The sequence below is a fragment of the Streptomyces sp. NPDC059900 genome, from assembly GCF_050270335.1.
Classification (GTDB): domain Bacteria; phylum Actinomycetota; class Actinomycetes; order Streptomycetales; family Streptomycetaceae; genus Streptomyces.
In genome coordinates this window covers 17,936-39,787 of the sequence record NZ_JBNNJZ010000008.1, presented here as the reverse complement: position 1 = coordinate 39,787, position 21,852 = coordinate 17,936, and the positions used below count along the sequence as shown (strand labels likewise).

General features: G+C 71.6%; 21 protein-coding genes. 14 read left to right on the top strand and 7 right to left on the bottom strand.

Features of this window, described 5'->3' with window-relative positions:
* Positions 1-131 precede the first annotated feature (131 nt).
* Genes paaE through paaA form a run of 5 tightly spaced genes read right to left on the bottom strand, consistent with a single transcriptional unit; the run spans position 132 to position 3,748 of the window.
* Complete coding sequence (gene paaE, locus ACQKIP_RS02910; protein ID WP_365859317.1) at positions 132-1,208, bottom strand: 1,2-phenylacetyl-CoA epoxidase subunit PaaE; 1,077 nt, start codon at positions 1,206-1,208, stop codon at positions 132-134.
* Entirely contained in the window at positions 1,208-1,714 is a 507-nt protein-coding gene (paaD, locus tag ACQKIP_RS02905) for a 1,2-phenylacetyl-CoA epoxidase subunit PaaD (protein WP_365859315.1), read from the bottom strand. The genes paaE and paaD overlap by 1 nt, the downstream gene beginning before the upstream one ends.
* A complete protein-coding gene (paaC, locus tag ACQKIP_RS02900; protein ID WP_365859313.1) occupies positions 1,708-2,466 on the bottom strand; it encodes a 1,2-phenylacetyl-CoA epoxidase subunit PaaC in 759 nt (252 codons plus the stop codon). Before paaC ends, paaD begins: the two co-directional genes overlap by 7 nt.
* Positions 2,463-2,753 (bottom strand): 1,2-phenylacetyl-CoA epoxidase subunit PaaB, encoded by a 291-nt coding sequence (gene paaB / locus ACQKIP_RS02895; protein WP_365859311.1) that lies wholly within the window; start codon positions 2,751-2,753, stop codon positions 2,463-2,465. Before paaB ends, paaC begins: the two co-directional genes overlap by 4 nt.
* A complete protein-coding gene (gene paaA / locus ACQKIP_RS02890) occupies positions 2,750-3,748 on the bottom strand; it encodes a 1,2-phenylacetyl-CoA epoxidase subunit PaaA (RefSeq protein WP_365859309.1) in 999 nt (332 codons plus the stop codon). The genes paaB and paaA overlap by 4 nt, the downstream gene beginning before the upstream one ends.
* 228 nt (positions 3,749-3,976) lie before the next feature.
* On the opposite strand from paaA, the gene ACQKIP_RS02885 reads away from it, so the two are divergent.
* Genes ACQKIP_RS02885 through ACQKIP_RS02875 form a run of 3 tightly spaced genes read left to right on the top strand, consistent with a single transcriptional unit; the run spans position 3,977 to position 6,820 of the window.
* Positions 3,977-4,780 carry a DUF5819 family protein gene (locus ACQKIP_RS02885; RefSeq protein WP_365859307.1) on the top strand — a complete coding sequence of 268 codons (804 nt, stop codon included), beginning with the start codon at positions 3,977-3,979 and terminating at the stop codon, positions 4,778-4,780.
* A complete protein-coding gene (locus ACQKIP_RS02880) occupies positions 4,777-6,024 on the top strand; it encodes an HTTM domain-containing protein (protein ID WP_365859305.1) in 1,248 nt (415 codons plus the stop codon). The genes ACQKIP_RS02885 and ACQKIP_RS02880 overlap by 4 nt, the downstream gene beginning before the upstream one ends.
* 16 nt (positions 6,025-6,040) lie before the next feature.
* Positions 6,041-6,820: a TrmH family RNA methyltransferase gene (locus tag ACQKIP_RS02875; protein ID WP_365859303.1), complete on the top strand. Its 780-nt coding sequence runs from the start codon at positions 6,041-6,043 to the stop codon at positions 6,818-6,820.
* A gap of 15 nt (positions 6,821-6,835) precedes the next feature.
* On the opposite strand, the gene paaN is transcribed toward ACQKIP_RS02875, so the two are convergent.
* On the bottom strand, positions 6,836-8,527 hold the full coding sequence (paaN, locus tag ACQKIP_RS02870; protein WP_365859301.1) for a phenylacetic acid degradation protein PaaN: 1,692 nt from the start codon (positions 8,525-8,527) through the stop codon (positions 6,836-6,838).
* Positions 8,528-8,722: 195 nt separating this feature from the next.
* On the opposite strand from paaN, the gene ACQKIP_RS02865 reads away from it, so the two are divergent.
* Complete coding sequence (locus tag ACQKIP_RS02865; protein WP_365859299.1) at positions 8,723-10,240, top strand: 3-hydroxyacyl-CoA dehydrogenase; 1,518 nt, start codon at positions 8,723-8,725, stop codon at positions 10,238-10,240.
* Positions 10,237-10,833, top strand: a complete 597-nt coding sequence (locus ACQKIP_RS02860; protein ID WP_365859297.1) for a TetR/AcrR family transcriptional regulator — start codon at positions 10,237-10,239, stop codon at positions 10,831-10,833. The genes ACQKIP_RS02865 and ACQKIP_RS02860 overlap by 4 nt, the downstream gene beginning before the upstream one ends.
* A 39-nt stretch (positions 10,834-10,872) precedes the next feature.
* Here ACQKIP_RS02860 and ACQKIP_RS02855 read toward each other — a convergent pair whose 3' ends face one another.
* Complete coding sequence (locus ACQKIP_RS02855; RefSeq protein ID WP_365859295.1) at positions 10,873-11,421, bottom strand: Lrp/AsnC family transcriptional regulator; 549 nt, start codon at positions 11,419-11,421, stop codon at positions 10,873-10,875.
* A gap of 190 nt (positions 11,422-11,611) precedes the next feature.
* On the opposite strand from ACQKIP_RS02855, the gene pdhA reads away from it, so the two are divergent.
* The 9 genes from pdhA (at position 11,612) to ACQKIP_RS02810 (ending at position 21,784) form a co-directional block, all read left to right on the top strand.
* Complete coding sequence (gene pdhA / locus ACQKIP_RS02850) at positions 11,612-12,802, top strand: pyruvate dehydrogenase (acetyl-transferring) E1 component subunit alpha (protein WP_365859293.1); 1,191 nt, start codon at positions 11,612-11,614, stop codon at positions 12,800-12,802.
* Complete coding sequence (locus ACQKIP_RS02845; protein ID WP_365859291.1) at positions 12,799-13,827, top strand: alpha-ketoacid dehydrogenase subunit beta; 1,029 nt, start codon at positions 12,799-12,801, stop codon at positions 13,825-13,827. The genes pdhA and ACQKIP_RS02845 overlap by 4 nt, the downstream gene beginning before the upstream one ends.
* A complete protein-coding gene (locus tag ACQKIP_RS02840; RefSeq protein WP_365859289.1) occupies positions 13,827-15,299 on the top strand; it encodes a dihydrolipoamide acetyltransferase family protein in 1,473 nt (490 codons plus the stop codon). Before ACQKIP_RS02845 ends, ACQKIP_RS02840 begins: the two co-directional genes overlap by 1 nt.
* Before the next feature lie 257 nt (positions 15,300-15,556).
* Positions 15,557-16,594: a DUF6457 domain-containing protein gene (locus ACQKIP_RS02835; protein ID WP_427742014.1), complete on the top strand. Its 1,038-nt coding sequence runs from the start codon at positions 15,557-15,559 to the stop codon at positions 16,592-16,594.
* Positions 16,591-18,237 carry a molybdopterin molybdotransferase MoeA gene (locus tag ACQKIP_RS02830; protein WP_365859285.1) on the top strand — a complete coding sequence of 549 codons (1,647 nt, stop codon included), beginning with the start codon at positions 16,591-16,593 and terminating at the stop codon, positions 18,235-18,237. Before ACQKIP_RS02835 ends, ACQKIP_RS02830 begins: the two co-directional genes overlap by 4 nt.
* Positions 18,225-19,346 (top strand): potassium channel family protein, encoded by a 1,122-nt coding sequence (locus ACQKIP_RS02825; RefSeq protein ID WP_365859283.1) that lies wholly within the window; start codon positions 18,225-18,227, stop codon positions 19,344-19,346. Before ACQKIP_RS02830 ends, ACQKIP_RS02825 begins: the two co-directional genes overlap by 13 nt.
* A 125-nt stretch (positions 19,347-19,471) precedes the next feature.
* Positions 19,472-20,449, top strand: a complete 978-nt coding sequence (locus tag ACQKIP_RS02820) for an NAD(P)H-quinone oxidoreductase (protein ID WP_365859281.1) — start codon at positions 19,472-19,474, stop codon at positions 20,447-20,449.
* A gap of 245 nt (positions 20,450-20,694) precedes the next feature.
* Positions 20,695-21,105 carry a hypothetical protein gene (locus tag ACQKIP_RS02815; RefSeq protein WP_365859279.1) on the top strand — a complete coding sequence of 137 codons (411 nt, stop codon included), beginning with the start codon at positions 20,695-20,697 and terminating at the stop codon, positions 21,103-21,105.
* 136 nt (positions 21,106-21,241) lie between these two features.
* Positions 21,242-21,784, top strand: a complete 543-nt coding sequence (locus ACQKIP_RS02810; RefSeq protein ID WP_361200225.1) for a bacterial proteasome activator family protein — start codon at positions 21,242-21,244, stop codon at positions 21,782-21,784.
* Positions 21,785-21,852 lie beyond the last annotated feature (68 nt).

Below are 21,852 nucleotides of genomic sequence, written 5' to 3'. Positions count from 1 at the left end.
GGAAGGGAACAGCGACGGGACAGGCAGTGCGGTATGCCGGGTCGGCAGTGCGGTACGCCGGGCAGGCAGCGCGCTGCGGACCTCTCAGAGGCTGCGGTACGGATGTCGCCGGGGGCCGCGGTCCGGGCCTCTCAGCGGTCGAAGTCCAGCTCCACCCTGTCCGTGGCCGGATGTGACTGGCACGCGAGCACATATCCCGCCTCCGTCTCCTCCGGCTCCAGCGCGAAGTTGCGGTTCATCCGCACCTCGCCCGAGACCCGGAAGGCCCGGCAGGTCCCGCACACCCCGCCCTTGCAGGCGTACGGCGCGTCCGCGCGGTTGCGCAGCACGGTGTCGAGAAGGGACTCCCCGTCCTGGACCGGCCAGGTACCGGAGCGCCCGTCGAGCGTCACCGTCACGGTGCTGTTCGCGGGGGCGGCCGACGTGGCGGCGGGCGCCGGTGAGGCGAGGCCGTCGTCCACGTGGAATATCTCCTCGTGGATGCGCTCGCGCGGTACGCCCAGGCCGCGCAGGGTCTTCTCCGCTCCCTGGACCAGGCCGAAGGGACCGCACAGGAACCAGCCCGACACCTCATCGACGGGCAGCAGCGCGGGCAGCAGCCTGCCGAGCCGCTCCTCGTCGAGCCGTCCGGAGTCGAGCCCCGACTGCTGTTCCTCGCGGGAGAGCACCGTGACCAGCTGGAACCGCTGGGGCCAGCGGTCCTTGAGGTCGGCGACCTCCTCCAGGAACATCGTCGACGCGGTGGTGCGGTCGCTGCGGACGAGGCAGAACGTGGCGCTCGGATCGCGCTCCAGGAGCGTCGTGACGATGGAGAGCACCGGCGTGATCCCACTGCCGCCGACCACCGCCGCATAGCGTCCGGGCGCCGGTTCGAGCGTGAAGCGCCCGGCCGGGGTCATCACCTCGAGAGCATCGCCGACGGCGACTTCCTTCAGGGCATACGTCGAGAAGGCACCGCCCTCCACGAAGCGCACCCCGACCCGCAGGGTCGCCGGTTCCGCGGGGCGCTCGGGGTGGGGCGCGGGTGCGCAGATCGAGTACGTACGCCGGATCTCCGCGCCGTCGACGAAGCGGCGGACGGCGAGATGCTGTCCCGCTGCGTACCGGAACTCCTCGCGCAGTGCGGGCGGCACCTCGAAGGTCAGCGCCACGGAGTCGTCGGTGAGCCGCTCGACGTCCGCTACCCGGAGCTGGTGGAAGCGGGCCATCACAACTCCTTGAAGTGGTCGAACGGTTCACGGCAGGAGACGCACCGCCGCAGGGCCTTGCAGGCCGTCGACGAGAAGCGGCTGAGCAGTTCGGTGTCGGTCGAGCCGCAGTGCGGGCAGCGGACCGAGAGGGTGAGCGGTATCGGGCCGCCGCTGCCGGTCCCGTCGACGCTGTGCGGGCGCGGGGGTGCGATGCCGAACTCCGCCAGCTTGCGTCGGCCCTCTGCGCTGATGTCGTCCGTCGACCAGGCGGGGGAGAGCACGGTGTGCACGCAGACCTCGGCCATGCCGCGCTCGCGCAGCACCTGCTCGATGTCGGCGGTCATGGTCTCTATGGCCGGGCAGCCGGTGTACGTCGGGGTCAGCTCGACGTCGACCTTGCCGATGCCGCGGACGCGGACCCCGCGCAGCACCCCGAGCTCGGCGAGCGTGATGACCGGCAGCTCCGGGTCGGGCACGGAACCCGCCAGGGCAAGGAGCTCCTCTTCCAGGGCGGTGGTCACCATGACGCCCCCGGATGACTGCGGTGCAGATGCTGCATCTCGGCGAGCATCCGCCCGAAGGACTCGGTGTGCAGGCCCTGACGCCCCGCGCCCGCCGCCCAGGCCCCTTCCTGCGGACCGGTGGGCACGGTCAGGGTGGCCTTCTCGATGACGGCGGTCACCGAGGCCGTCCAGCTCTCGCGCAACGCCGGCCAGTCGACCCCCGGGGCGCCGTCCGCGCCGTCGAGGCCCTCCACCGGCTGGAACATCTCTCCGGTGAACCGCCAGAGCGCGTCCAGCCCGCGTGCCATCCGCTCATGGCTCTCCGCGGTCCCGTCGCCGAGCCGCAGCGTCCACTGCTCCGCGTGGTCCTGGTGGTAGGCGACTTCCTTGACCGCCTTCGCCGCCAGCGGGGCGAACGTGCTGTCACCGCTCGCCAGCTGCCCGTACAGCAGGGTTTGGTAGGTGGAGAAGTAGAGCTGGCGGGCGATCGTGTGGGCGAAGTCGCCGTTCGGCTGCTCGACCAGCTGGAGGTTGCGGAAGGCGCGCTCCTCGCGCAGGTAGGCCAGCTCGTCCTCGTCCCCCGCCAGGGAGAGCAGGACGCGTGCCTGGCCGAGGAGGTCGAGGGCGATGTTCGCCAGGGCGACCTCTTCTTCGAGGACGGGTGCGTGGCCCGCCCACTCCCCGAGGCGGTGCGAGAGCACCAGTGCGTCGTCGCCCAGGGCGAGGGCGGTGGCGGTGGCCGTCGGGGTCAGTGGCGTGGTCGGCGTGGTCACAGGTGCTTCACCCCCTCCGGGATTTCGTAGAACGTCGGGTGGCGGTAGGGCTTGTCGCCCGCCGGTTCGAAGAAGGAGTCCTTCTCGTCGGGCGAGGAGGCGGTGATCTGCGCGGACGGCACGACCCAGATCGAGACGCCTTCGCTGCGGCGGGTGTACAGATCGCGGGCGTTGCGCAGGGCCATTTCCGCGTCCGGTGCGTGCAGGCTGCCCGCGTGGGTGTGGGAGAGCCCGCGGCGGGAGCGCACGAACACCTCCCACAGCGGCCATTCGGTCGAGCTGCTCATGCCTTCGCCTCCCCGTGCTTGGCGGCGAACGCCGCTGCTGCCTCGCGCACCCACGCGCCTTCCTCGTGCGCGGTCCTGCGCTGGGTGATCCGTTGTTCGTTGCAGGGGCCGTTGCCCTTGAGGACCGCCCAGAACTCCGTCCAGTCGATCGCGCCGAAGTCGTGCTGCCCCCGCTCCTCGTTCCACACGAGGTCCGGGTCGGGGAGCGTCAGGCCGAGCGACTCGGCCTGGGGGACGCAGATGTCCACGAAGCGCTGGCGCAGCTCGTCGTTCGAGTGGCGCTTGATCTTCCAGGTCATCGACTGCTCGGAGTGCGACGACTCGTCGTCCGGCGGGCCGAACATCATCAGGGACGGCCACCACCAGCGGTCCACCGCGTCCTGCGCCATCGCGTGCTGGGCCTCGGTGCCCCGGCTGAGGGCGAGCAGCGACTCATACCCCTGGCGCTGGTGGAACGACTCCTCCTTGCAGACGCGGACCATCGCGCGGGCATAGGGGCCGTACGAACAGCGGCACAGGGGGACCTGGTTCGTGATCGCGGCGCCGTCCACCAGCCAGCCGATCGCGCCGACGTCGGCCCAGGTCAGCGTCGGGTAATTGAAGATCGACGAATACTTCTGGCGGCCCGAGTGCAGCTTGTCGAGCAGCTCGTCACGGCTGGCGCCGAGGGTTTCGGCGGCGCTGTACAGATACAGACCGTGGCCGGCCTCGTCCTGGACCTTGGCCATCAGGATCGCCTTGCGCCGCAGGGACGGGGCGCGCGTGATCCAGTTTGCCTCCGGCTGCATGCCGATGATCTCGGAGTGCGCGTGCTGCGCTATCTGCCGGACCAGTGAGGCGCGATAGGCGTCGGGCATCCAGTCGCGCGGCTCGATGCGCTCGTCGGCCGCGACCGCGGCGTCGAAGGCCGCCGTGTGCGCCGCTGTGCCCGCGGCGTCGGCCGCTGCCCGGTCCGCTTCGGACCGGGCCGTCTGATGCTCGGCTGCTGTCGCCATCGCGGTCCCCCTCGACCTTTAGCTAGCTACCGACCGATCGTTCGGTTCGTCGAGTTCAATGGTGCGGCTCAGCGCCATAAGGTGTCAACCCTGTGGATAACTTCACGGACGCTGTGCCTGGCGCGCAGGCATGAGTACCGTTCCGGTGCGAAGCGGTCGGCAGGGATTCCTGTGACGGGCAGGCCGACGGGCGCGGCACCACCGTGCGGGAACGGGAATCGGGGCGGAATGGACGCGAACGACAACAACGCCAACGAGTCGCTGCCTCCACCCTCCGGCGCCGTGCCGCCGCGCTCCGACGCCGCGTCCCCGCCCGTCGACGACGCCATGCCCCCGCTCGCCGACGCCGTGCCCCCGCCCCGCAGCGGCATCGCCGCCCTCTCCCCGCGCCACCAGGTGGCCGGGGTGCTCGCGCTGGTGCTCGTCGCCGTCACGGCCTGTGTCCACGTCGGGATGCTCTTCCTCCACGTCGCCCCCTCGAACACCGTGACCAAGCAGCACGGGCAGGCCGTCGACGACTGGATCTATCCCGAGTTCGAGCAGAACTGGAAGCTCTTCGCGCCCAACCCGATGCAGCAGAACATCGCGGTGCAGGCCCGCGCCCAGTTCCGTACGGACAGCGGAACCAACGGGACCACCGGTTGGTACGACCTGTCCGCGCGCGACGGCGCCGCCATCGACGGCAATCTGCTGCCCAGCCACACGCAGCAGAACGAGCTGCGCAGGGCCTGGGACTTCTACGTCGGCGCGCACGACGCGCAGAATCGTCCCCGCGGCCTGCGCGGGCAGCTCTCGGAGCAGTACATCCGCCGCATCGTGGTGATGCGCGTCGAGCGCGAGGAAGCCGGGGGCCCCGGCGCCGCCATCGAGCGCGTCCAGGTCCGCTCCAGGACCACGAACGTGCCGCCTCCCGGGTGGAGCGACGAGAAGGTCAGCAGCAAGCCGGTCATCCGCCAGCTGCCGTGGTGGTCCGTGACAGCCGATGACATGCCCCTGGGCAAGGCTGAGAAGTCCGAGGGGGACGCCCGGTGAACCGCTTCGGCTCCCTGCTCGGGCGCGGCATGGAACGGGTCACCGCATCCGCGCTCGGCCCGTACCAGACCGCGGTGATCCGCATCGGGTTCGCCGCCACCTGGCTGCTCTTCCTGCTGCGCGAACTCCCTCACCGCCACGAGCTGTACGGGCCCGACAGCCCGTGGAACTGGGACATGGCCCAGCAGCTCATCGCCGAGAACCACGCCTTCACGGCACTGATGTGGTCCGACGGACGCATCTGGTTCGAGGTCGTCTACGCGCTCGCCGTCCTGAGCAGCGCCCTGCTGATGCTCGGCTGGCGCACGCGCACGATGTCCGTGCTCTTCATGATCGGCGTGCTCTCGCTGCAGAACCGCTCCATCTTCATGGGAGACGGCGGCGACAACGTCATCCACCTCATGGCCACCTACCTCGTGTTCACGCGCTGCGGCCAGGTCTGGTCGCTCGACGCCCGGCGTGCGGCACGCGCGCGCAAGACTCCGGTCCCGCAGGAAGAGGCGGCGGATCCCCGGGCCGCGGCGGTTGACCGGGTCGGACCCGTGCTGTGGTGGGTCCTCGGCCTCGGCCTCTCCGTGGTGACGTTCATGGGGGAGCTCAGCGGAGGCTGGCTCCTTGTCTTCTGGGGCCTGTGGCTGACGCACGGCCTGTGGTGGGCCGTCGGACGGCGCGCGCCCGACAGCGAGGCGCGCAAGCTGCTCGACGTCATCGTGAAGCTCGCGCACAACGCCGCACTGCTGGTGATCATGGTCGAGGCGTGTCTGATCTACGCGACGGCCGGCTGGTACAAGATCCAGGGCAGCCGCTGGCAGGACGGCACGGCCATCTACTACCCGCTGCGTCTGGAGTACTTCTCCCCCTGGCCCGCGCTCTCCGACCTGCTCGCCTCGCACGGCCTGATGGTGATGCTGGTGACGTACGGGACGGTCGCCGTGCAGGTGGCCTTCCCCTTCACCCTCTTCAACAGGAGGGTCAAGAACGTTCTGCTCGCCGCCATGATCTTCGAGCATGCGGTCATCGCCGTCGTCCTCGGTCTGCCGTTCTTCTCGCTCGCGATGATCGCGGCCGATGCCGTGTTCCTGCCGACGTCGTTCCTGCGGCGCGTCGGCGGCTGGGCGGCACGCGCGCGTGGCGGGCTGGTCGCGCGGTTCTCGCGGGGCCGTAAGGTGCCGGGGCAGCGCACGCAGGACGGAGAGCCGGCCACGGAATCCGCCGAGCACGCGCGCGTAGGCTTCCCTTCATGAACGGGACGTACGCGGGATGAACGGGACGCACCAGCGTGATCCGGACGATGCAGTGCGTGCCTGGCGCGAGGCCGCCGACACGTCCGTGCTGCTCGACGGCTTCCATGCCGTCAAGCACGCGCTGCGCTTCGGAGCGCTGATCCCCTCGGCGCTGACCAGCGACAGGGCCGCCGTCCTCGCCCTCGCCGACGAGCTCGCTCCGGACGTGAAGGACGCCCTCGACACGCTCCTCGTGCAGGTCCCCGACGGCACCCTGCGCGCCCTTGTGCCGCGCCTGCACCCCACCGGGGTGGCCGCGCTGGCGGTGCGCCCTTCTCGTACGGCCAACCTCGACGCGCTCGCCCGCATGCCCAGGACCGCGCCCGTCGTCGTCCTCGACGATCCCCGCAATCTGGGCAACGCGGGGGCCGTGATCCGGCTCGCCGCGGGGTTCGGGGCGACGGGTGTCGTCACGACCGGCACGCTCGATCCTTGGCACCCCACGGTCGTCCGCGGTGGCGCCGGTCTGCACTTCGCCACGGCCGTCGAGCGGATGGAGGTCGACGGGCTGCCGCCAGGGCCGGTGTTCGCGCTTGACGCGGAGGGCGAGGACATCCGCGGCCTCAAGCTGCCGGACGATGCCGTCCTGGCCTTCGGCTCCGAGCGCAGCGGCCTGTCCGCGCGGCTGCGGGAGCGCGCCGACCACCTGGTGTCGCTGCCGATGCGGCCCCAGGTCTCCAGCTACAACCTGGCCACCAGCGTCGGGATGACGCTCTTCCACTGGTCGGCGGGCAGGCCTCCGGGCGCGGAGGCCTGAACCCGCCGCGGGACGTCAGGCGTCCCTGCGCACCTCCACCACGCGGAAGCGGTTGGCCACGAACGCTCCGTCGCACAGCGCGGCGTTCGCCGCGGGGTTGCCGCCCGAGCCGTGGAAGTCCGAGAACGCGGCCGTCTGGTTCACATAGACGCCACCCGTGAGGTTCAAGGAGAGCTGGGCGCACTCCTCCAGGCAGGTCTCTTCCACGGCGCCGGACACCTCGTCCGACGTCGTGTACGCGCCGACCGTCATCGCGCCCTTGTCGCGCACCGTGCGGCGCAGCAGCTCCACGGCGTCCGCCGACGAGTCGACCGCGACGGCGAAGGAGACGGGGCCGAAGCACTCGTCCAGATAGACCGCCTCGGCGTCCGGCTTCGCGCCGTCCAGCTTGACGATCACCGGGGTGCGGACCACGGCGCCGGGGAACTCGGGGTTGCTGATCTCCCGTGAGGGGAGGGCCACTTCACCGAGTCCGGCGGCGGCCTCCAGGCGCGACTTCACGTCCGGGTTCACCAGGGCGCCCAGGATGCCGTTCGCCCGGGCGTCGTCGCCGAGCAGGCCGTTCACCGATGCGGCGAGGTCGGACACCACGTCGTCGTACGACTTGGCTCCGGCGTCCGTCGTGATGCCCTCACGGGGGATCAGGAGGTTCTGCGGGGTCGTGCACATCTGGCCGCTGTACAACGACAGGGAGAAGGCGAGGTTGGCCAGCATCCCCTTGTAGTTGTCCGTCGAGTCGACGACGACGGTGTTCACGCCGGCCTTTTCCGTGTAGACCTGCGCCTGGCGGGCGTTGGCCTCCAGCCAGTCGCCGAAGGCCGTCGAGCCCGTGTAGTCGATGATCTTGATCTCGGGGCGGACGGCGAGAGTCTTGGCGATGCCCTCGTCCGGCCGCTCGGCGGCCAGGCACACGAGGTTCGGGTCGAAGCCCGCGTCGGCGAGGGCCTCGCGCGCGATGCGCACCGTCAGCGCGAGCGGCAGCACCGCGCGCGGGTGGGGCTTGACCAGGACGGGGTTGCCGGTGGCCAGGGAGGCGAAGAGGCCCGGATAGCCGTTCCACGTCGGGAAGGTGTTGCAGCCGATCAGGAGCGCGATGCCGCGCGCCACGGGCGTGAAGCGCTTGTCCAGACCGATCGGGTCCCGCTTGCCCTGGGGCTTGGACCACTCGGCCGCGTCGGGGGTGCGTGCCTGCTCGACGTACGCATACGCCACCGCTTCGAGGCCGCGGTCCTGGGCATGCGGCCCGCCCGCCTGGAAGGCCATCATGAAGGCCTGGCCGCTGGTGTGCATGACCGCGTGCGCCATCTCGTGCGTACGGGCGCTGATGCGCGACAGGATCTCCAGACAGACCATCGCGCGCACTTCCGCGCCCGCGTCGCGCCAGGCACGCATTCCGGCGCGCATCGCGGGCAGCAGCGTGTCGATGTCCGGGTGGGGGTACGTGATGCCCAGCTCGGGCCCGTACGGAGAGACTTCCGCGCCTGTCCAGTCGTCCGTGCCCGGCTGGTCGAGGTCGAAGCGGCTGCCGAGGAGGGCGTCGAAGGCGGCCTTGCCCTCGGGCAGGCTCAGACTGCCGTTCTCTCCATAGGCCTTGGGGTGCTCGGGGTGCGGCGACCAGTACGCGCGCGTGCGGATCGTCTCCAGCGCCTGGTCGAGTGTGGGCCGGTGTGTGGCGATCAGCTGATGCGCGGTGAGTTCGGCGGCCATATCGGACCAACTCCTCGTCGAGCCGGCTCTTCGTCGAGCCGGCGAGCTGGGCAGGGCAGTGGGCAGGAACAGACGGACAGAGCTAGAGTAACCGAACGATCGGTCGGGACAAGGGGGTCCGCCGAACCTGTGGACAACTCCTCGCCGGACACCCCGCACCCTCCGGCGGACACCTCGTGCGGGAGGATCGCGAGCATGACAGCACTCGAGCTCAGCAGCCCCGTTGCCGTGGTCGGCACCGGCACCATGGGGCAGGGCATCGCCCAGGTCGCCCTGCTCGCGGGCCACCCCGTGCGGCTGTACGACGCCGTGGAGGGCCAGGCGAAGGCCGCGGCCGCCGCAATCGGCGCCCGCCTGGACCGGCTCGTGGAGAAGGGCAGGCTCACGGCCGACGACCGGTCAGCGGCGGGAGCCGGACTCGCACCGGTCGACAGCCTCGCCGAGCTCGCGGGGTGCGGACTGGTCATCGAGGCGATCCTGGAACAACTGCCCGTGAAGCAGCGCCTCTTCGAAGAACTGGAAGAGATCGTCGGCGAGGACTGCCTCCTCGCCACCAACACGTCCTCCCTCTCCGTCACCGCCATCGCGGGCACGCTCAAGAAGCCCGGCCGTTTCGTGGGCCTGCACTTCTTCAACCCCGCGCCGCTGCTCCCCCTCGTCGAGGTCGTCAGCGGCTTCGCGACCGACGAAACGGCCGCCACGCGCGCGTACGAGACGGCGCGGGCCTGGGGCAAGACGCCGGTGCGCAGCGCGGACACCCCCGGCTTCATCGTCAACCGCATCGCCCGGCCCTTCTACGCCGAGGCGCTGCGCGTCTACGAGGAGCGGGCCGCGGACCCGGCCACCATCGACGCCGTCCTGCGTGAATGCGGCGGCTTCAAGATGGGCCCCTTCGAGCTCACCGATCTCATCGGGCAGGACGTGAACGAAGCCGTCACCCGCTCGGTGTGGGAGTCCTTCTTCCAGGACCCCAAGTTCACGCCGTCACTCGCCCAGCGCCGCCTCGTCGAGTCCCGGCGCCTGGGCCGCAAATCCGGTCAGGGCTGGTACGCGTACGGGGACGACGCATCGCGCCCCGAGCCGCACACGGCGGCGCCCGCGGCGGCCCCGGCCTCCGTCGTGCTGCACGGAGACCTGTTCCAGGCGCACGACGTCGCCAAACTGATCGACGAATCCGGCATCGACATCCCGTACGAGGAGGCTCCCGACCCCGACCGCCCCGGCTGGCTCGAATTGCCCAGCGGTGTGCGGATGTTCCTGGCCGACGGTTCCACCGGGGACGACGCCGATGAGGCGGTGATCCAGTTCGATCTCGCGCTGGACTACCGTTCCGCGACCAGGATCGCCCTCGCCCCCTCCGTGGCGGTGACCGAGGAACAGCTCAACGAGGCCGTGGGCCTCTTCCAGGCGCTGGGCAAACAGGTCAGCGTCATCGCCGACGTGCCGGGGATGATCGTGGCCCGTACGGTCGCCATGCTCGTCGACTTCGCCCGGGACGCCGTCGCGCGCGGTGTCGCCAGCAAGGAGGACATCGACACGGCGATGCTCCTGGGCGTCAACTACCCGCGCGGACCGATCGAGTGGGGCGAGGCGCTCAACCCGCACTGGGCCATCGAAACCCTGGAATGCCTGCACCAGGAGTACCCCACCGGCCGCTACGCGCCGTCCCGGGCGCTGCGCCGCGCGGCAGCGCGAGAGGACCTCAACGCATGACCACCACCAGGCGCGACACGTACACCCCGGAGAGCCTCCTGGCGGTGGCTGTCCGGGTCTTCAACGAGCGCGGATACGACGGCACCTCCATGGAGCACCTCTCCAAGGCGGCCGGCATCTCCAAGTCCTCGATCTACCACCACGTCACGGGCAAGGAGGAGCTCCTGCGCCGCGCGGTGAGCCGCGCGCTCGACGGGCTCTTCGGGATCCTCGCCGAGGAGCACGCGCGCGTGGGCACCGCCGTGCAGCGCCTGGAGCACGTCACGCGCCGCACCGTCGAGGTGCTGATCGCGGAACTGCCCTATGTGACGCTGCTCCTTCGCGTGCGCGGCAACACGGACACCGAGCGGTGGGCCATGGAGCGGCGCAGGGAGTTCGACCAGCAGGTGGCCGATCTGCTGAAGGAAGCCGTGGCCGACGGCGACCTGCGCTCGGACGTCGAACTGCGCCTAGCCACCCGGCTGCTCTTCGGCATGATCAACTCCATTGTGGAGTGGTACCGGCCGGACGCCCGCGGCGCTTCGTCGGGCGAGCAGGTCGCCGACGCCGTCGTCCAGCTGGCCTTCGCGGGGCTGCGCAGCAGCGGCAGCTGACCGGTCGGCTGCCGGGCGGCTGTGCGGGCAGCCGTCAGGTCAGCTGTCCGGATCGAGGTCGTCCTCCTCGAAGACCAGCAACGTACGCGTGCTGAGCACTTCGGGGATGGACTGGAGCCGGGTCAGGACCAGCTCGCGCAGCGCGCGGTTGTCCGGCGTGTGCACCAGGAGCAGCACGTCGAAGTCGCCGCTGACCAGCGCGATGTGCGAGGCGCCCGGCAGGGTGCGCAGGTGCTCCCGCACCGTGCGCCAGGTGTTCTGGACGATCTTGAGCGTTATATACGCGGATGCGCCCTGACCTGCGCGTTCATGGTTTATTCGGGCTCCGAAGCCGCGGATCACCCCGTCGTCGATGAGCCGGTTGATGCGTGCGTACGCGTTGGCCCGTGACACGTGGACGCGCTCGGCCACGGCCCTTATCGACGCACGCCCGTCCGTATGCAGGATGTGCAGGATGTCGCGGTCGATCGAGTCCAGCGGGCGGGGCAGGCCCTCCTGGCGGTCACCGGACCGGCTCTCCGGCCGATCACCGGGCCGGCCTTCCGGACGATCGCCGTCCCGCCCGTCGGCCATTCGTTCAGATGCCATGTCCCCCCGCCTCCCTACCATGGACGTACTGCATCCATCCCAGGTTGTGGAGAACCGTTTGTCCACAGCCTGGAGGTGCCTGTAGCCAAAATGTGCCGACGACCGAACAATCGGTAGGTGAGGCGCCTCACATTCGCCGCGCCTCTTTGCCGCTCCCCAGAGGAGATCGCTTCCACATGGAGGTGCCGACATGACGGTCATGGAGCAGCGGGGCGTCTACCGGCCCACCCCGCCACCCGCATGGCAGCTCAGGACGGATCCCGCGCCGCTGCTGCCCGACGCCGAGCCGTACCGCGTCCTGGGCACGGAAGCCGCGGGCAAGGCCGACGAGGAGCTCCTGGGCCGCCTGTACGCGCAGCTGGTGCGCGGCCGGCGGTACAACACGCAGGCGACGGCCCTGACGAAGCAGGGCAGGCTGGCCGTCTATCCCTCCAGCACCGGCCAGGAGGCGTGCGAGGTGGCCGCCGCGCTGGTCCTTCAGGAGCAGGACTGGCTCTTCCCCAGCTACCGGGACACGCTCGCCGCGGTGGCCCGCGGCCTCGACCCCGTCCAGGCGCTGACCCTGCTGCGGGGCGACTGGCACACCGGGTACGACCCGCGCGAGCACCGCATAGCGCCCTTGTGCACTCCTCTGGCGACCCAGCTCCCGCACGCCGTGGGCCTCGCGCACGCCGCCCGCCTCAAGGGCGACGACGTGGTCGCGCTGGCCATGGTCGGCGACGGCGGCACCAGTGAGGGCGACTTCCACGAGGCGCTGAACTTCGCGGCCGTCTGGCAGGCGCCCGTCGTCTTCCTGGTGCAGAACAACGGCTTCGCGATCTCCGTGCCGCTCGACAAGCAGACCGCCGCCCCCTCCCTGGCCCACAAGGCCGTCGGGTACGGAATGCCGGGACGCCTGGTGGACGGCAACGACGCGGCCGCGGTGCACGAGGTCCTGAGCGAAGCGGTGTCCCGCGCGCGTGAGGGCGGCGGCCCCACGCTCGTCGAAGCGGTGACGTACCGCATGGACGCCCACACGAACGCCGATGACGCCACGCGCTACCGCGGGGACGCCGAGGTCGAGGCCTGGCGCGACCACGACCCGATCCTGCTCCTGGAGCGGGAGCTGACCGAGCGCGGCCTCCTCGACGAGGAGCGGACCAGGGCGGCCCGCGACGACGCCGAGGCCATGGCGGCCGACCTGCGCGAACGCATGAACAAGGACCCCGAGCTCGACCCCATGGACCTCTTCGGCCAGGTGTACGCCGAGCAGACCAGCCAACTGCGCGAACAGGCGGCGCAGTTGCGGGCCGAGCTTGAGGCATCGGAGGAAGAAGGCGCGGACGGCGCTGAGAACGCTGGGAACGCTGAGGACGCGGACGGCGAGGAGAACGCGCGATGAGCACGGTCGCGGCCGAACGGGCCGCCAAGAAGGCGGCCAAACCGGCCACCATGGCGCAGGCGCTCGGGCGCGCGCTGCGCGACTCCCTGGCCGAGGACCCGACCGTGCACGTCCTCGGCGAGGACGTCGGGGCGCTCGGCGGGGTCTTCCGGGTCACCGACGGACTCACCAAGGAGTTCGGCGAGGACCGCTGTACGGACACGCCGCTCGCCGAGGCGGGCATCCTGGGGACGGCCGTCGGCATGGCGATGTATGGCCTTCGGCCCGTCGTCGAGATGCAGTTCGACGCGTTCGCCTACCCCGCATTCGAGCAGCTGATCTCGCACGTGGCGCGGATGCGCAACCGCACGCGGGGCGCGATGCCGCTGCCCATCACGGTGCGGGTGCCCTACGGCGGCGGCATCGGCGGAGTCGAGCACCACAGCGACTCCTCCGAGGCGTACTACATGGCGACTCCGGGGCTCCATGTCGTCACGCCCGCCACGGTCGCCGACGCCTATGGCCTGCTGCGCGCCTCCATCGCCTCCGACGACCCGGTCGTCTTCCTGGAGCCGAAGCGCCTCTACTGGTCCAAGGCCGACTGGAACCCGGACGCACCGCAGACCGTTGAACCCATAGGCAAGGCAGTGGTCCGGCGCACCGGACGCAGTGCCACGCTTCTCACGTACGGCCCGTCCGTGCCCGTCTGCATGGAGGCAGCCGAGGCTGCGGTCGCCGAGGGGTGGGACATCGAAGTGGTCGATCTGCGCTCCCTCGTGCCCTTCGACGACGAGACGGTGGCCGCCTCCGTGCGGCGGACCGGGCGCGCGGTCGTCGTGCACGAGTCGAACGGCTTCGGCGGTCCCGGCGGGGAGATCGCCGCGCGCGTCACCGAGCGGTGCTTCCACCACCTGGAGGCGCCGGTGCTGCGCGTCGCCGGGTTCGACATCCCGTATCCGCCGCCGATGCTGGAGCGGCACCATCTGCCGGGCGTGGACCGGATCCTGGACGCGGTGGCGCGCTTGCAGTGGGAGGCGGACAGCTGATGGCGCAGGTGCTTGAGTTCAAGCTGCCCGATCTCGGTGAAGGGCTCACGGAGGCGGAGATCACCCGCTGGCTCGTGCAGGTCGGCGATGTCGTCGCCGTGGACCAGCCCGTCGTCGAGGTGGAGACGGCCAAGGCGATGGTCGAGGTGCCCTGCCCGTACGGAGGCGTGGTGACGGCCCGCTTCGGCGAAGAGGGCACGGAACTTCCGGTGGGAGCGCCGCTGTTGACGGTGGCCGTCGGCGCCCCGTCGGGGAGCGCGGACGCGGCCCCGGAAGAGCCTGCGGAGCGGGCCCTTCAGACGGCTGCCGCCGAGGAGTCCTCCGGCAACGTCCTGGTCGGGTACGGCACGGCCGCGGCGCCCGCGCGGCGCAGGAGGGTGCGGTCGGCGGGACCCGGCGCGCAGCTCGCCCCGAAGCCTGCCGCGCAGCCCGCACCGAAGCAGGAGCCCGCCCGGCCGCAGAGCCCGGCCGGGCAGTCCGGGGCCGCGGGGCCGGATGCCCTGCCGGGCGCGGACGGCCCGATACCGGTGATCTCGCCCCTCGTACGGAAGCTGGCCAGGGAGAACGGCGTGGAGCTCCGTCGGCTGACGGGCTCGGGGCCGGACGGGCTGATCATGCGGGCCGACGTGGAGCGGGCCATCGCGGCGGAGCTGACGGCAGTGAACGGGTTCACGGCGCCCGCGCACCCGCCCGTGCCCACGCACCCCCCGGCGCCCGCGCACACGCCGGCGGCATCCGTGCGCGAAGAGCCGCGTGGCTCGGCGGCGGGAGCGGAGATCCGCCATCCGCTGACCGGTATCAGGGGCCTCGTCGCGGACAAGATGTCCCGCAGCAGGCGCGAGATACCGGAAGCCACCTGCTGGGTCGACGCCGACGCGACCGAACTGCTCGCGGCCCGCACCGCGATGAACGCCGCCGTGAAGGAGGGCGGCGGGCCGAAGATTTCCCTGCTCGCGCTGTTCGCCCGCATCAGCGTGGCCGCCCTTGCCCGCTATCCGATGCTCAACTCCACCGTGGACATGGAAGCGCGCGAGGTGGTGCAGCTCGCCGACGTGCACCTCGGCTTCGCCGCGCAGACCGACCGCGGCCTGGTCGTCCCCGTGGTCCGCAACGCGAATACGCGGACCACCGACGGGGTGAACACCGAGCTGATCCGGCTCACGGAGGCGGCGCGGGACGGGAAGCTGACGCCGGGGCAGCTGACGGGCGGCACGTTCACGCTGAACAACTACGGGGTGTTCGGGGTCGACGGCTCCACGCCGATCATCAATCACCCCGAGGCGGCCATGCTCGGCGTGGGCCGGATCGTGCCCAAGCCGTGGGTGCACCAAGGCGAGTTGGCGGTGCGGCACGTCGTGCAGCTCTCGCTCACCTTCGATCACCGGGTGTGCGACGGCGGCACGGCCGGCGGGTTCCTGCGGTTCGTGGCGGACTGCGTGGAGCAGCCCGCGGTGTTGCTGCGGGCGGTGTGAGTCCCGGCACGGTGGTGTGAGTCCCCGTACAGAGGGGTGGCATTGATCCTTCGTGCGCCCATACTCGGGGGATGACCGCGCAGAGGGCTCCGGGTGGCTCCGTATCCGCCGCCTCGAACGCCGCCCCGACCGATGCACCTGCCGACGATCCCGACGATCGGCACGGCGCCCCGGACGCTGTGTACGGAGCCCCGGACGCTTCGTACGACGAGCCGGACGAGCCGGAAGCTCCGCACGGCGAGCCGTACGACGCCGTGGTGCTCGCGGGAGGCGGTGCGAGGCGGCTCGGCGGTGCGGACAAGCCCGGTGTGCGGGTGGGGGTCCGGGCGCTGCTCGACCGGGTGCTCGGGGCCTGTGCCGGGGCGGGGACCACGGTGGTCGTCGCCGGGCCGCGCCCGACCGCGCGCCCCGTGGTGTGGGCGAGGGAGGAACCCGCCGGGGCGGGCCCGCTCGCCGCGCTCGATGCGGGGCTGCGGCGCACGGTGGCGGAGCAGGTGGTGGTGCTCTCCGCCGATCTGCCGTTCCTGGAGGAGCGGACGGTGCACAGGCTGCTAGCCGCGCTGCGGGAGAGCGGCGCGGACGGCGCGGTGCTGAAGGACCCCGAAGGCCGGGACCAGCCCTTGGTCGCGGCCTACCGCAGTGCCTCGCTGCGACGTGAGCTTGCGCTGCTCGCCGACGGGTCCGACCGGAGCGACGGGCGCGACCGGCACGACGGGCCCGACCGGCACGACGGGCGCGACGCGCGCGACGGTTTGACGGGGCTTCCGCTGCGGGCGCTCACCGCGCGGCTCGAACTCACCAGGGTCGCCGACCCCCTCGCGTCCTTCGACTGCGACACCTGGGACGACATCGCCGCCGCGCGGGCGCGGATCAGGGAGCATGGGCACGTGTTGGATGAATGGATTTCCGCAGTCAAGGACGAACTGGGCATCGAGCTCGACGTCGACACCGGCTTGCTGCTCGACCTCGCCCGCGACGCCGCACACGGCGTGGCCAGGCCTGCGGCTCCGCTGACCACCTTCCTGGTGGGGTACGCGGCGGCGCGGGCCGCGGAGGGCGGCGGGCCCGAGGCGGTGGCCGAAGCCACCCGCAAGGCGGCGGCGCTGGCCACGCGGTGGGCACAGGAGGGCGACTCCGAAGCGGGGCCCGGCGCGAAGCCGGGGGCCGACTCCGGCGTGCAGCCGGGCACCACCGCCGGCCCGCATCCGGGTGCCGCGCCCGACGTGGCGCCGCAGGCCGGTCGTCCCGACCCGGGGCAGGACGCGCGGGCCGACATGCGGCCGGACGCCGGATGACTGGGCGGCCCACACCGGACGCCGAGCTCGACGAGGCTCTCGCCCTGGTGAACGACGACCATGAGCGCAGGACCGGCAGGCGCAGCGACGGCGCGCCCGCCGGCGGGAGCGACCTTCGGCACGCGTCGGCCGCCGCGGGCGCCGCGGGCGCCGCGGGCGCCGCGGGCGACCCCGGGCGCGAAGCACAGCAGCCCCAGCCTCCGTCAGGGCGGCCTGCGGCACCCCCCATGCCCACCTCACCCCCCACCGTGAGCGGCCCCACCGCCCCCAACGCCCCCAGCGGCCACGCCACCCCCGCGGACCGGGCGGCAGAGCACCGCGACATCACCCCCTGGCCCGCCGCCCGCACCACCGCCGGACGTGCTGCCCGCACCCCCGCCGGACGTGCCGCCGGGAACAGTCCTGCCGCGCGCACCGCCGTCCCCCTGGGCCAGGCGCTGGGGCTCGTACTCGCCGCGCCCCTCGCCGCCCTCACCGATCTGCCCTCCTTCGACACCTCCGCGATGGACGGCTGGGTCGTCGCGGGACCCGGCCCCTGGGACGTCAGGGCCGACGGGATTCTCGCCGGGCACGGGCAGCCGGACCCGCTCGCCGACGGCGAGGCCGTGCGGATCGCGACCGGGGCGCGGATTCCGCAGGAGGCCACCGCCGTCATCCGCAGCGAGCACGGGCTCATCGACGACAAGGGACGGCTGCACCCCCGGCGTGACGTCACGCAAGGGCAGGACATCCGGCCGCGCGGCCAGGAGTGCCGCTCCGGCGATCAGCTCCTGCCGCCCGGCACCCTGGTGACCCCGGCGGTGCTCGGTCTCGCGGCGGCCGCCGGGTACGACGAGCTGTCCGTCGTGCCGCGGCCCGTCGCCGAAGTGCTCGTCCTGGGGGACGAGTTGCTGACCGAAGGACTCCCCCACGACGGCCTCATCCGGGACGCGCTCGGCCCGATGCTCCCGCCCTGGCTGCGCTCGCTGGGCGCGGACGTCATCGCCGTACGCAGGCTCGGTGACGACGCCGAGGCGCTCCATCAGGCGATCACCACCTCGACCGCCGACGTCATCGTCACCACCGGCGGCACGGCCTCCGGCCCGGTCGACCACGTCCATCCCATCCTGCGCCGCATCGGTGCCGAACTCCTCGTCGACGGCGTCGCGGTGCGCCCCGGGCACCCCATGCTGCTCGCCCGCATCAGCCCCGACCAGCACCTCGTCGGCCTGCCCGGCAATCCGCTCGCCGCGGTCTCCGGCCTGCTGACCCTGGCCGAGCCCCTGCTGCGTACGCTCTCGGGGCGCCCCGCCCCGTCGCCGTACACCGCTGTTCTGCGCGAGGACGTACACGGGCACCCGCATGACACGCGCCTCGTCCCCGTCACCCTCCGCGCCGACCATGCCGTGCCGCTGCACTACAACGGCCCGGCCATGCTGCGCGGGATCGCGGTGGCCGACGGCCTCGCGGTCGTTCCGCCGGGCGGCGGGCGGCAGGGCCAGGAGTTGGAGGTCCTCGACCTCCCGTGGGCCCTGCCGGAAGCCGGAGCGGAAGCAGGAGCAGCCGCCGCAGGAGTGGGAGCGGGAACGGACGCAGCGAGCGGATCGACCACGAATCCGGGAGCGGACAGCCGCACGGACGCGGCCGGGGAGTGTTTCACGTGAAACTTCCCGGACACGACGCCATCGCCCGCCATCCCGACGAACATCTGGTGACCCACCGGATCAAGCTGCCCCGCAGGGTCGTCGAGCGGCCCCTTTTGCAGGTCGGCAAGCGTCTCCTCATGGCACTCGCGGTGCTCGCCCTGACGACCTTCATCGTCTACATCGACCGCGGCGGCTACCACGACAACTCGGACGACCGGCTCGACTTCCTCGACGCCGCCTACTACTCCACCGTCACGCTCTCCACCACGGGTTACGGCGACATCGTCCCGTACAGCGACAGCGCGCGGCTCTGCAACATTCTCCTGATCACGCCGCTGCGCGTGCTCTTCCTGATCATCCTGGTCGGCACCACACTCGAAGTGCTCACGGAACGTACGCGCGAGGAATGGCGTCTGAACCGCTGGAGGTCCAACTTGCGTGAACACACCGTCGTCGTCGGCTTCGGCACCAAGGGTCGCTCCGCGATCCAGACCGTCTGCGCGACCGGTCTGAAGCCCGAGCAGATCGTGGTGGTCGACCCGAGCGCGAAGGTCGTCGACGCCGCCACAGCGGAGGGCTATGCGGGTGTCATCGGTGACGCGACGCGCAGCGATGTGCTGCTCCGCGCCGAGGTGCAGCGCGCCCGGCAGATCATCATCGCGACCCAGCGCGACGACACCGCCGTCCTGGTCACGCTGACGGCCCGGCAGATGAACCGCGGGGCGAAGATCGTGGCCGCGGTGCGCGAGGAGGAGAACGCGCCGCTGCTTCGGCAGTCCGGTGCCGATGCGGTGATCACCAGCGCCAGTGCGGCGGGACGGCTGCTCGGCCTCTCCGTGCTCAGCCCCAGTGCGGGCATGGTCATGGAGGACCTGATCCAGCAGGGCAGCGGGCTCGACCTCGTGGAGCGGCCGGTGATAAAGGCCGAGGTGGGGATGGGAGTTCGGGAGACGGACGATCTCGTCGTGAGTGTCGTGCGTGGGCACCGGGTGCTCGGGTACGACGATCCCGCCGTCGGGAAACTTCAGTTGATGGACCGTCTGATCACCATCGTGCGGGCGACACCGGCGTCACCGATGGCCCCCGACGCCAAGTCGAACCCACCCAGGGGCGGCCTGCGCACGTAGCCCGTGTCCGCCGGGCGGCGGGGCCGCGTGCCCCGGGCGGATTTGCCGTGCGGTGGATTCGCCGTGCGGCGGGTTCGTGGCCGTAGTCCGGCTGGCCGGAAAGCGCAGAGAGTAGCCTCGCCCGCATGCATGCGATCACGATCCCCGAAGCCGGTGGACCCGAAGCGCTCGTATGGGCCGAGGTCCCCGATCCCGTACCCGGCGAGGGCGAGGTGCTGGTCGACGTCGTGGCCAGCGCCGTGAACCGCGCCGACCTGCTCCAGCGCCAGGGCTTCTACAACCCCCCGCCCGGCTCGTCCCCCTATCCGGGTCTTGAGTGCGCGGGCCGCGTCACCGACATCGGCCCCGGCGTCTCCGGCTGGAAGATCGGCGACGAGGTGTGCGCGCTGCTCGCCGGCGGCGGCTATGCCGAACAGGTCGTCGTCCCCGCGGGTCAGCTGCTGCCCGTGCCCGACGGCGTCGACCTCGTCACGGCGGCGGCGCTGCCCGAGGTGACGTCGACGGTCTGGTCCAACGTCTTCATGATTTCCCACCTCCGCCCGGGCGAGACGCTTCTCGTGCACGGCGGCTCCAGCGGTATCGGCACCATGGCGATCCAGCTGGCGAAGGCCGTCGGCGCCACGGTGGCGGTCACGGCGGGCACCAAGGTGAAGCTCGACTTCTGCCGTGAGCTCGGCGCGGACATCCTCATCAACTACCGCGAGCAGGACTTCGTCGAGGAGATCAAGAACGTCACGGACGGGGCAGGCGCGGACGTCATCCTCGACAACATGGGCGCCAAGTACCTGGACCGCAACGTGCAGTCCCTCGCGACCAGCGGCCGCCTCGCGATCATCGGCATGCAGGGCGGCGTCAAGGGCGAACTGAACATCGCCACGCTCCTGACCAAGCGCGCCGCGGTCACCGCGACCTCGCTGCGCGGACGCCCCGCGGAGGAGAAGGCAACGATCGTCGCGGCGGTGCGCGAGCACGTGTGGCCGCTGCTCGGCGCGGGCCACGTACGCCCGATCGTCGACCGGACGGTGCCGATGAGTGACGCGGCGGCCGCCCACCGCGTACTGGAGGAGAGCTCGCACATCGGCAAGGTGCTGCTCGTCCGCTGACGCGGGCCCGGAGCTCCCAGCCCTGCGCCGCGAGCTCCCAGCCCCGCGCCGCGAGCTCCCAGCCGCGCGCCCGCCCCGAACCCCCTGGCCAGGAGCCCTGCCGCTGCCTGGACTGCCCCGCTGCCGGGTCACCGAGATGCCCAAGGTGCCCAAGATGCCGGAGTTGTATCGCTGTGTGACGCTTGATGCAGCTCCAGTGATCTTTCTTGATCTTGGCGACCCGGTAGCGGGAGGGGGTCAGTGCGATGACTCCATGGCTTCGCCCCTTGTTGGTCCTGACGGTGCTCCTGGCCGTCGCACCCGTCTCACCCGTATCCCTCGCATCTTTCGTGTCCCCGTCGTACGCCGCCGATCCCACCCCCGGCGGCACCCGCGCGGGAAGCGTTCCCGGCGAGGGCCGGGCCCGGCCGGGGCGCGCGGATCCGGCGCCCCCACCACCCCCGGCCCCATCGGTCTCCGTACCGCCCCGCGAGCCGCAGCCGGAGCCCCTCGCCGAGAAGGCCGACGAGTCCACCGACACCACCGCGTCCGACGCCACCCGCCGGACCGCCGCCGAACCCGCCTTCCCCGGTCTGCGCGTCCTGCCGCTCGGCAGCGGACTCGTCCTGATCGGCCTCGGCCTCGGTTTCCTCGCCGTGAGGCTGCGCCGCGGCTGAACACGACCGACACGACCGGAACACGGTTGACCCGACCGGAACACGACCGACACGACCGGCCCCGCCGTACACGGTGGATCAGCGGCAAATGGGGGCACCACCGATGTGTGATGTACGTGTGCGAGAGAATGGCGGCATGGAGATGCCGAGGAACGAACGGTCGCCCGAGAGCCCCCAGGTCCTGGTTGTCGGACAGGACGGAATGGCGCTCGGCGGAGGCGGAGACGACGAATCCCGCGAGGTCCCGGTGACGGACATGGTCGAACAGCCGGCGAAGGTCATGCGCATCGGCAGCATGATCAAGCAGCTGCTCGAGGAGGTGCGGGCGGCACCTCTCGACGAGGCGAGCCGAGTGCGGCTCAAGGAGATCCACGCCAGCTCGGTCAAGGAGCTTGAGGACGGCCTCGCCCCCGAGCTCGTCGAGGAACTGGAACGTCTCTCCCTGCCCTTCACCGACGAAGGAGTGCCCAGCGACGCCGAGCTGCGCATCGCGCAGGCCCAGCTGGTGGGCTGGCTCGAGGGACTTTTCCACGGGATCCAGACGGCTCTCTTCGCGCAGCAGATGGCGGCGCGGGCGCAGCTCGAATCGATGCGGCGCGCGTTGCCGCCCGGTGCGGGCGGCGGCGAGGAGGAAGAGGACGGCGGCATCGCGGGACGGACCGGAGGCCCCTACCTGTAGGCGGCAGCCGGACACGACGACGCGGAGGGGCCCGGGAACACGTGTACAGGGCCCCCCCCGCCGTTATG

Bases quoted from the DNA above. Each gene is read 5' to 3' on its own strand.
- paaE (WP_365859317.1), bottom strand. From the start codon at position 1,208: ATGGCCCGCTTCCACCAGCTCCGGGTAGCGGACGTCGAGCGGCTCACC.
- paaD (WP_365859315.1), bottom strand. From the start codon at position 1,714: ATGGTGACCACCGCCCTGGAAGAGGAGCTCCTTGCCCTGGCGGGTTCC.
- paaB (WP_365859311.1), bottom strand. From the start codon at position 2,753: ATGAGCAGCTCGACCGAATGGCCGCTGTGGGAGGTGTTCGTGCGCTCC.
- paaA (WP_365859309.1), bottom strand. From the start codon at position 3,748: ATGGCGACAGCAGCCGAGCATCAGACGGCCCGGTCCGAAGCGGACCGG.
- ACQKIP_RS02885 (WP_365859307.1), top strand. From the start codon at position 3,977: ATGGACGCGAACGACAACAACGCCAACGAGTCGCTGCCTCCACCCTCC.
- ACQKIP_RS02875 (WP_365859303.1), top strand. From the start codon at position 6,041: ATGAACGGGACGCACCAGCGTGATCCGGACGATGCAGTGCGTGCCTGG.
- paaN (WP_365859301.1), bottom strand. From the start codon at position 8,527: ATGGCCGCCGAACTCACCGCGCATCAGCTGATCGCCACACACCGGCCC.
- ACQKIP_RS02865 (WP_365859299.1), top strand. From the start codon at position 8,723: ATGACAGCACTCGAGCTCAGCAGCCCCGTTGCCGTGGTCGGCACCGGC.
- ACQKIP_RS02860 (WP_365859297.1), top strand. From the start codon at position 10,237: ATGACCACCACCAGGCGCGACACGTACACCCCGGAGAGCCTCCTGGCG.
- ACQKIP_RS02855 (WP_365859295.1), bottom strand. From the start codon at position 11,421: ATGGCATCTGAACGAATGGCCGACGGGCGGGACGGCGATCGTCCGGAA.
- pdhA (WP_365859293.1), top strand. From the start codon at position 11,612: ATGACGGTCATGGAGCAGCGGGGCGTCTACCGGCCCACCCCGCCACCC.
- ACQKIP_RS02845 (WP_365859291.1), top strand. From the start codon at position 12,799: ATGAGCACGGTCGCGGCCGAACGGGCCGCCAAGAAGGCGGCCAAACCG.
- ACQKIP_RS02840 (WP_365859289.1), top strand. From the start codon at position 13,827: ATGGCGCAGGTGCTTGAGTTCAAGCTGCCCGATCTCGGTGAAGGGCTC.
- ACQKIP_RS02830 (WP_365859285.1), top strand. From the start codon at position 16,591: ATGACTGGGCGGCCCACACCGGACGCCGAGCTCGACGAGGCTCTCGCC.
- ACQKIP_RS02820 (WP_365859281.1), top strand. From the start codon at position 19,472: ATGCATGCGATCACGATCCCCGAAGCCGGTGGACCCGAAGCGCTCGTA.
- ACQKIP_RS02815 (WP_365859279.1), top strand. From the start codon at position 20,695: ATGACTCCATGGCTTCGCCCCTTGTTGGTCCTGACGGTGCTCCTGGCC.
- ACQKIP_RS02810 (WP_361200225.1), top strand. From the start codon at position 21,242: ATGGAGATGCCGAGGAACGAACGGTCGCCCGAGAGCCCCCAGGTCCTG.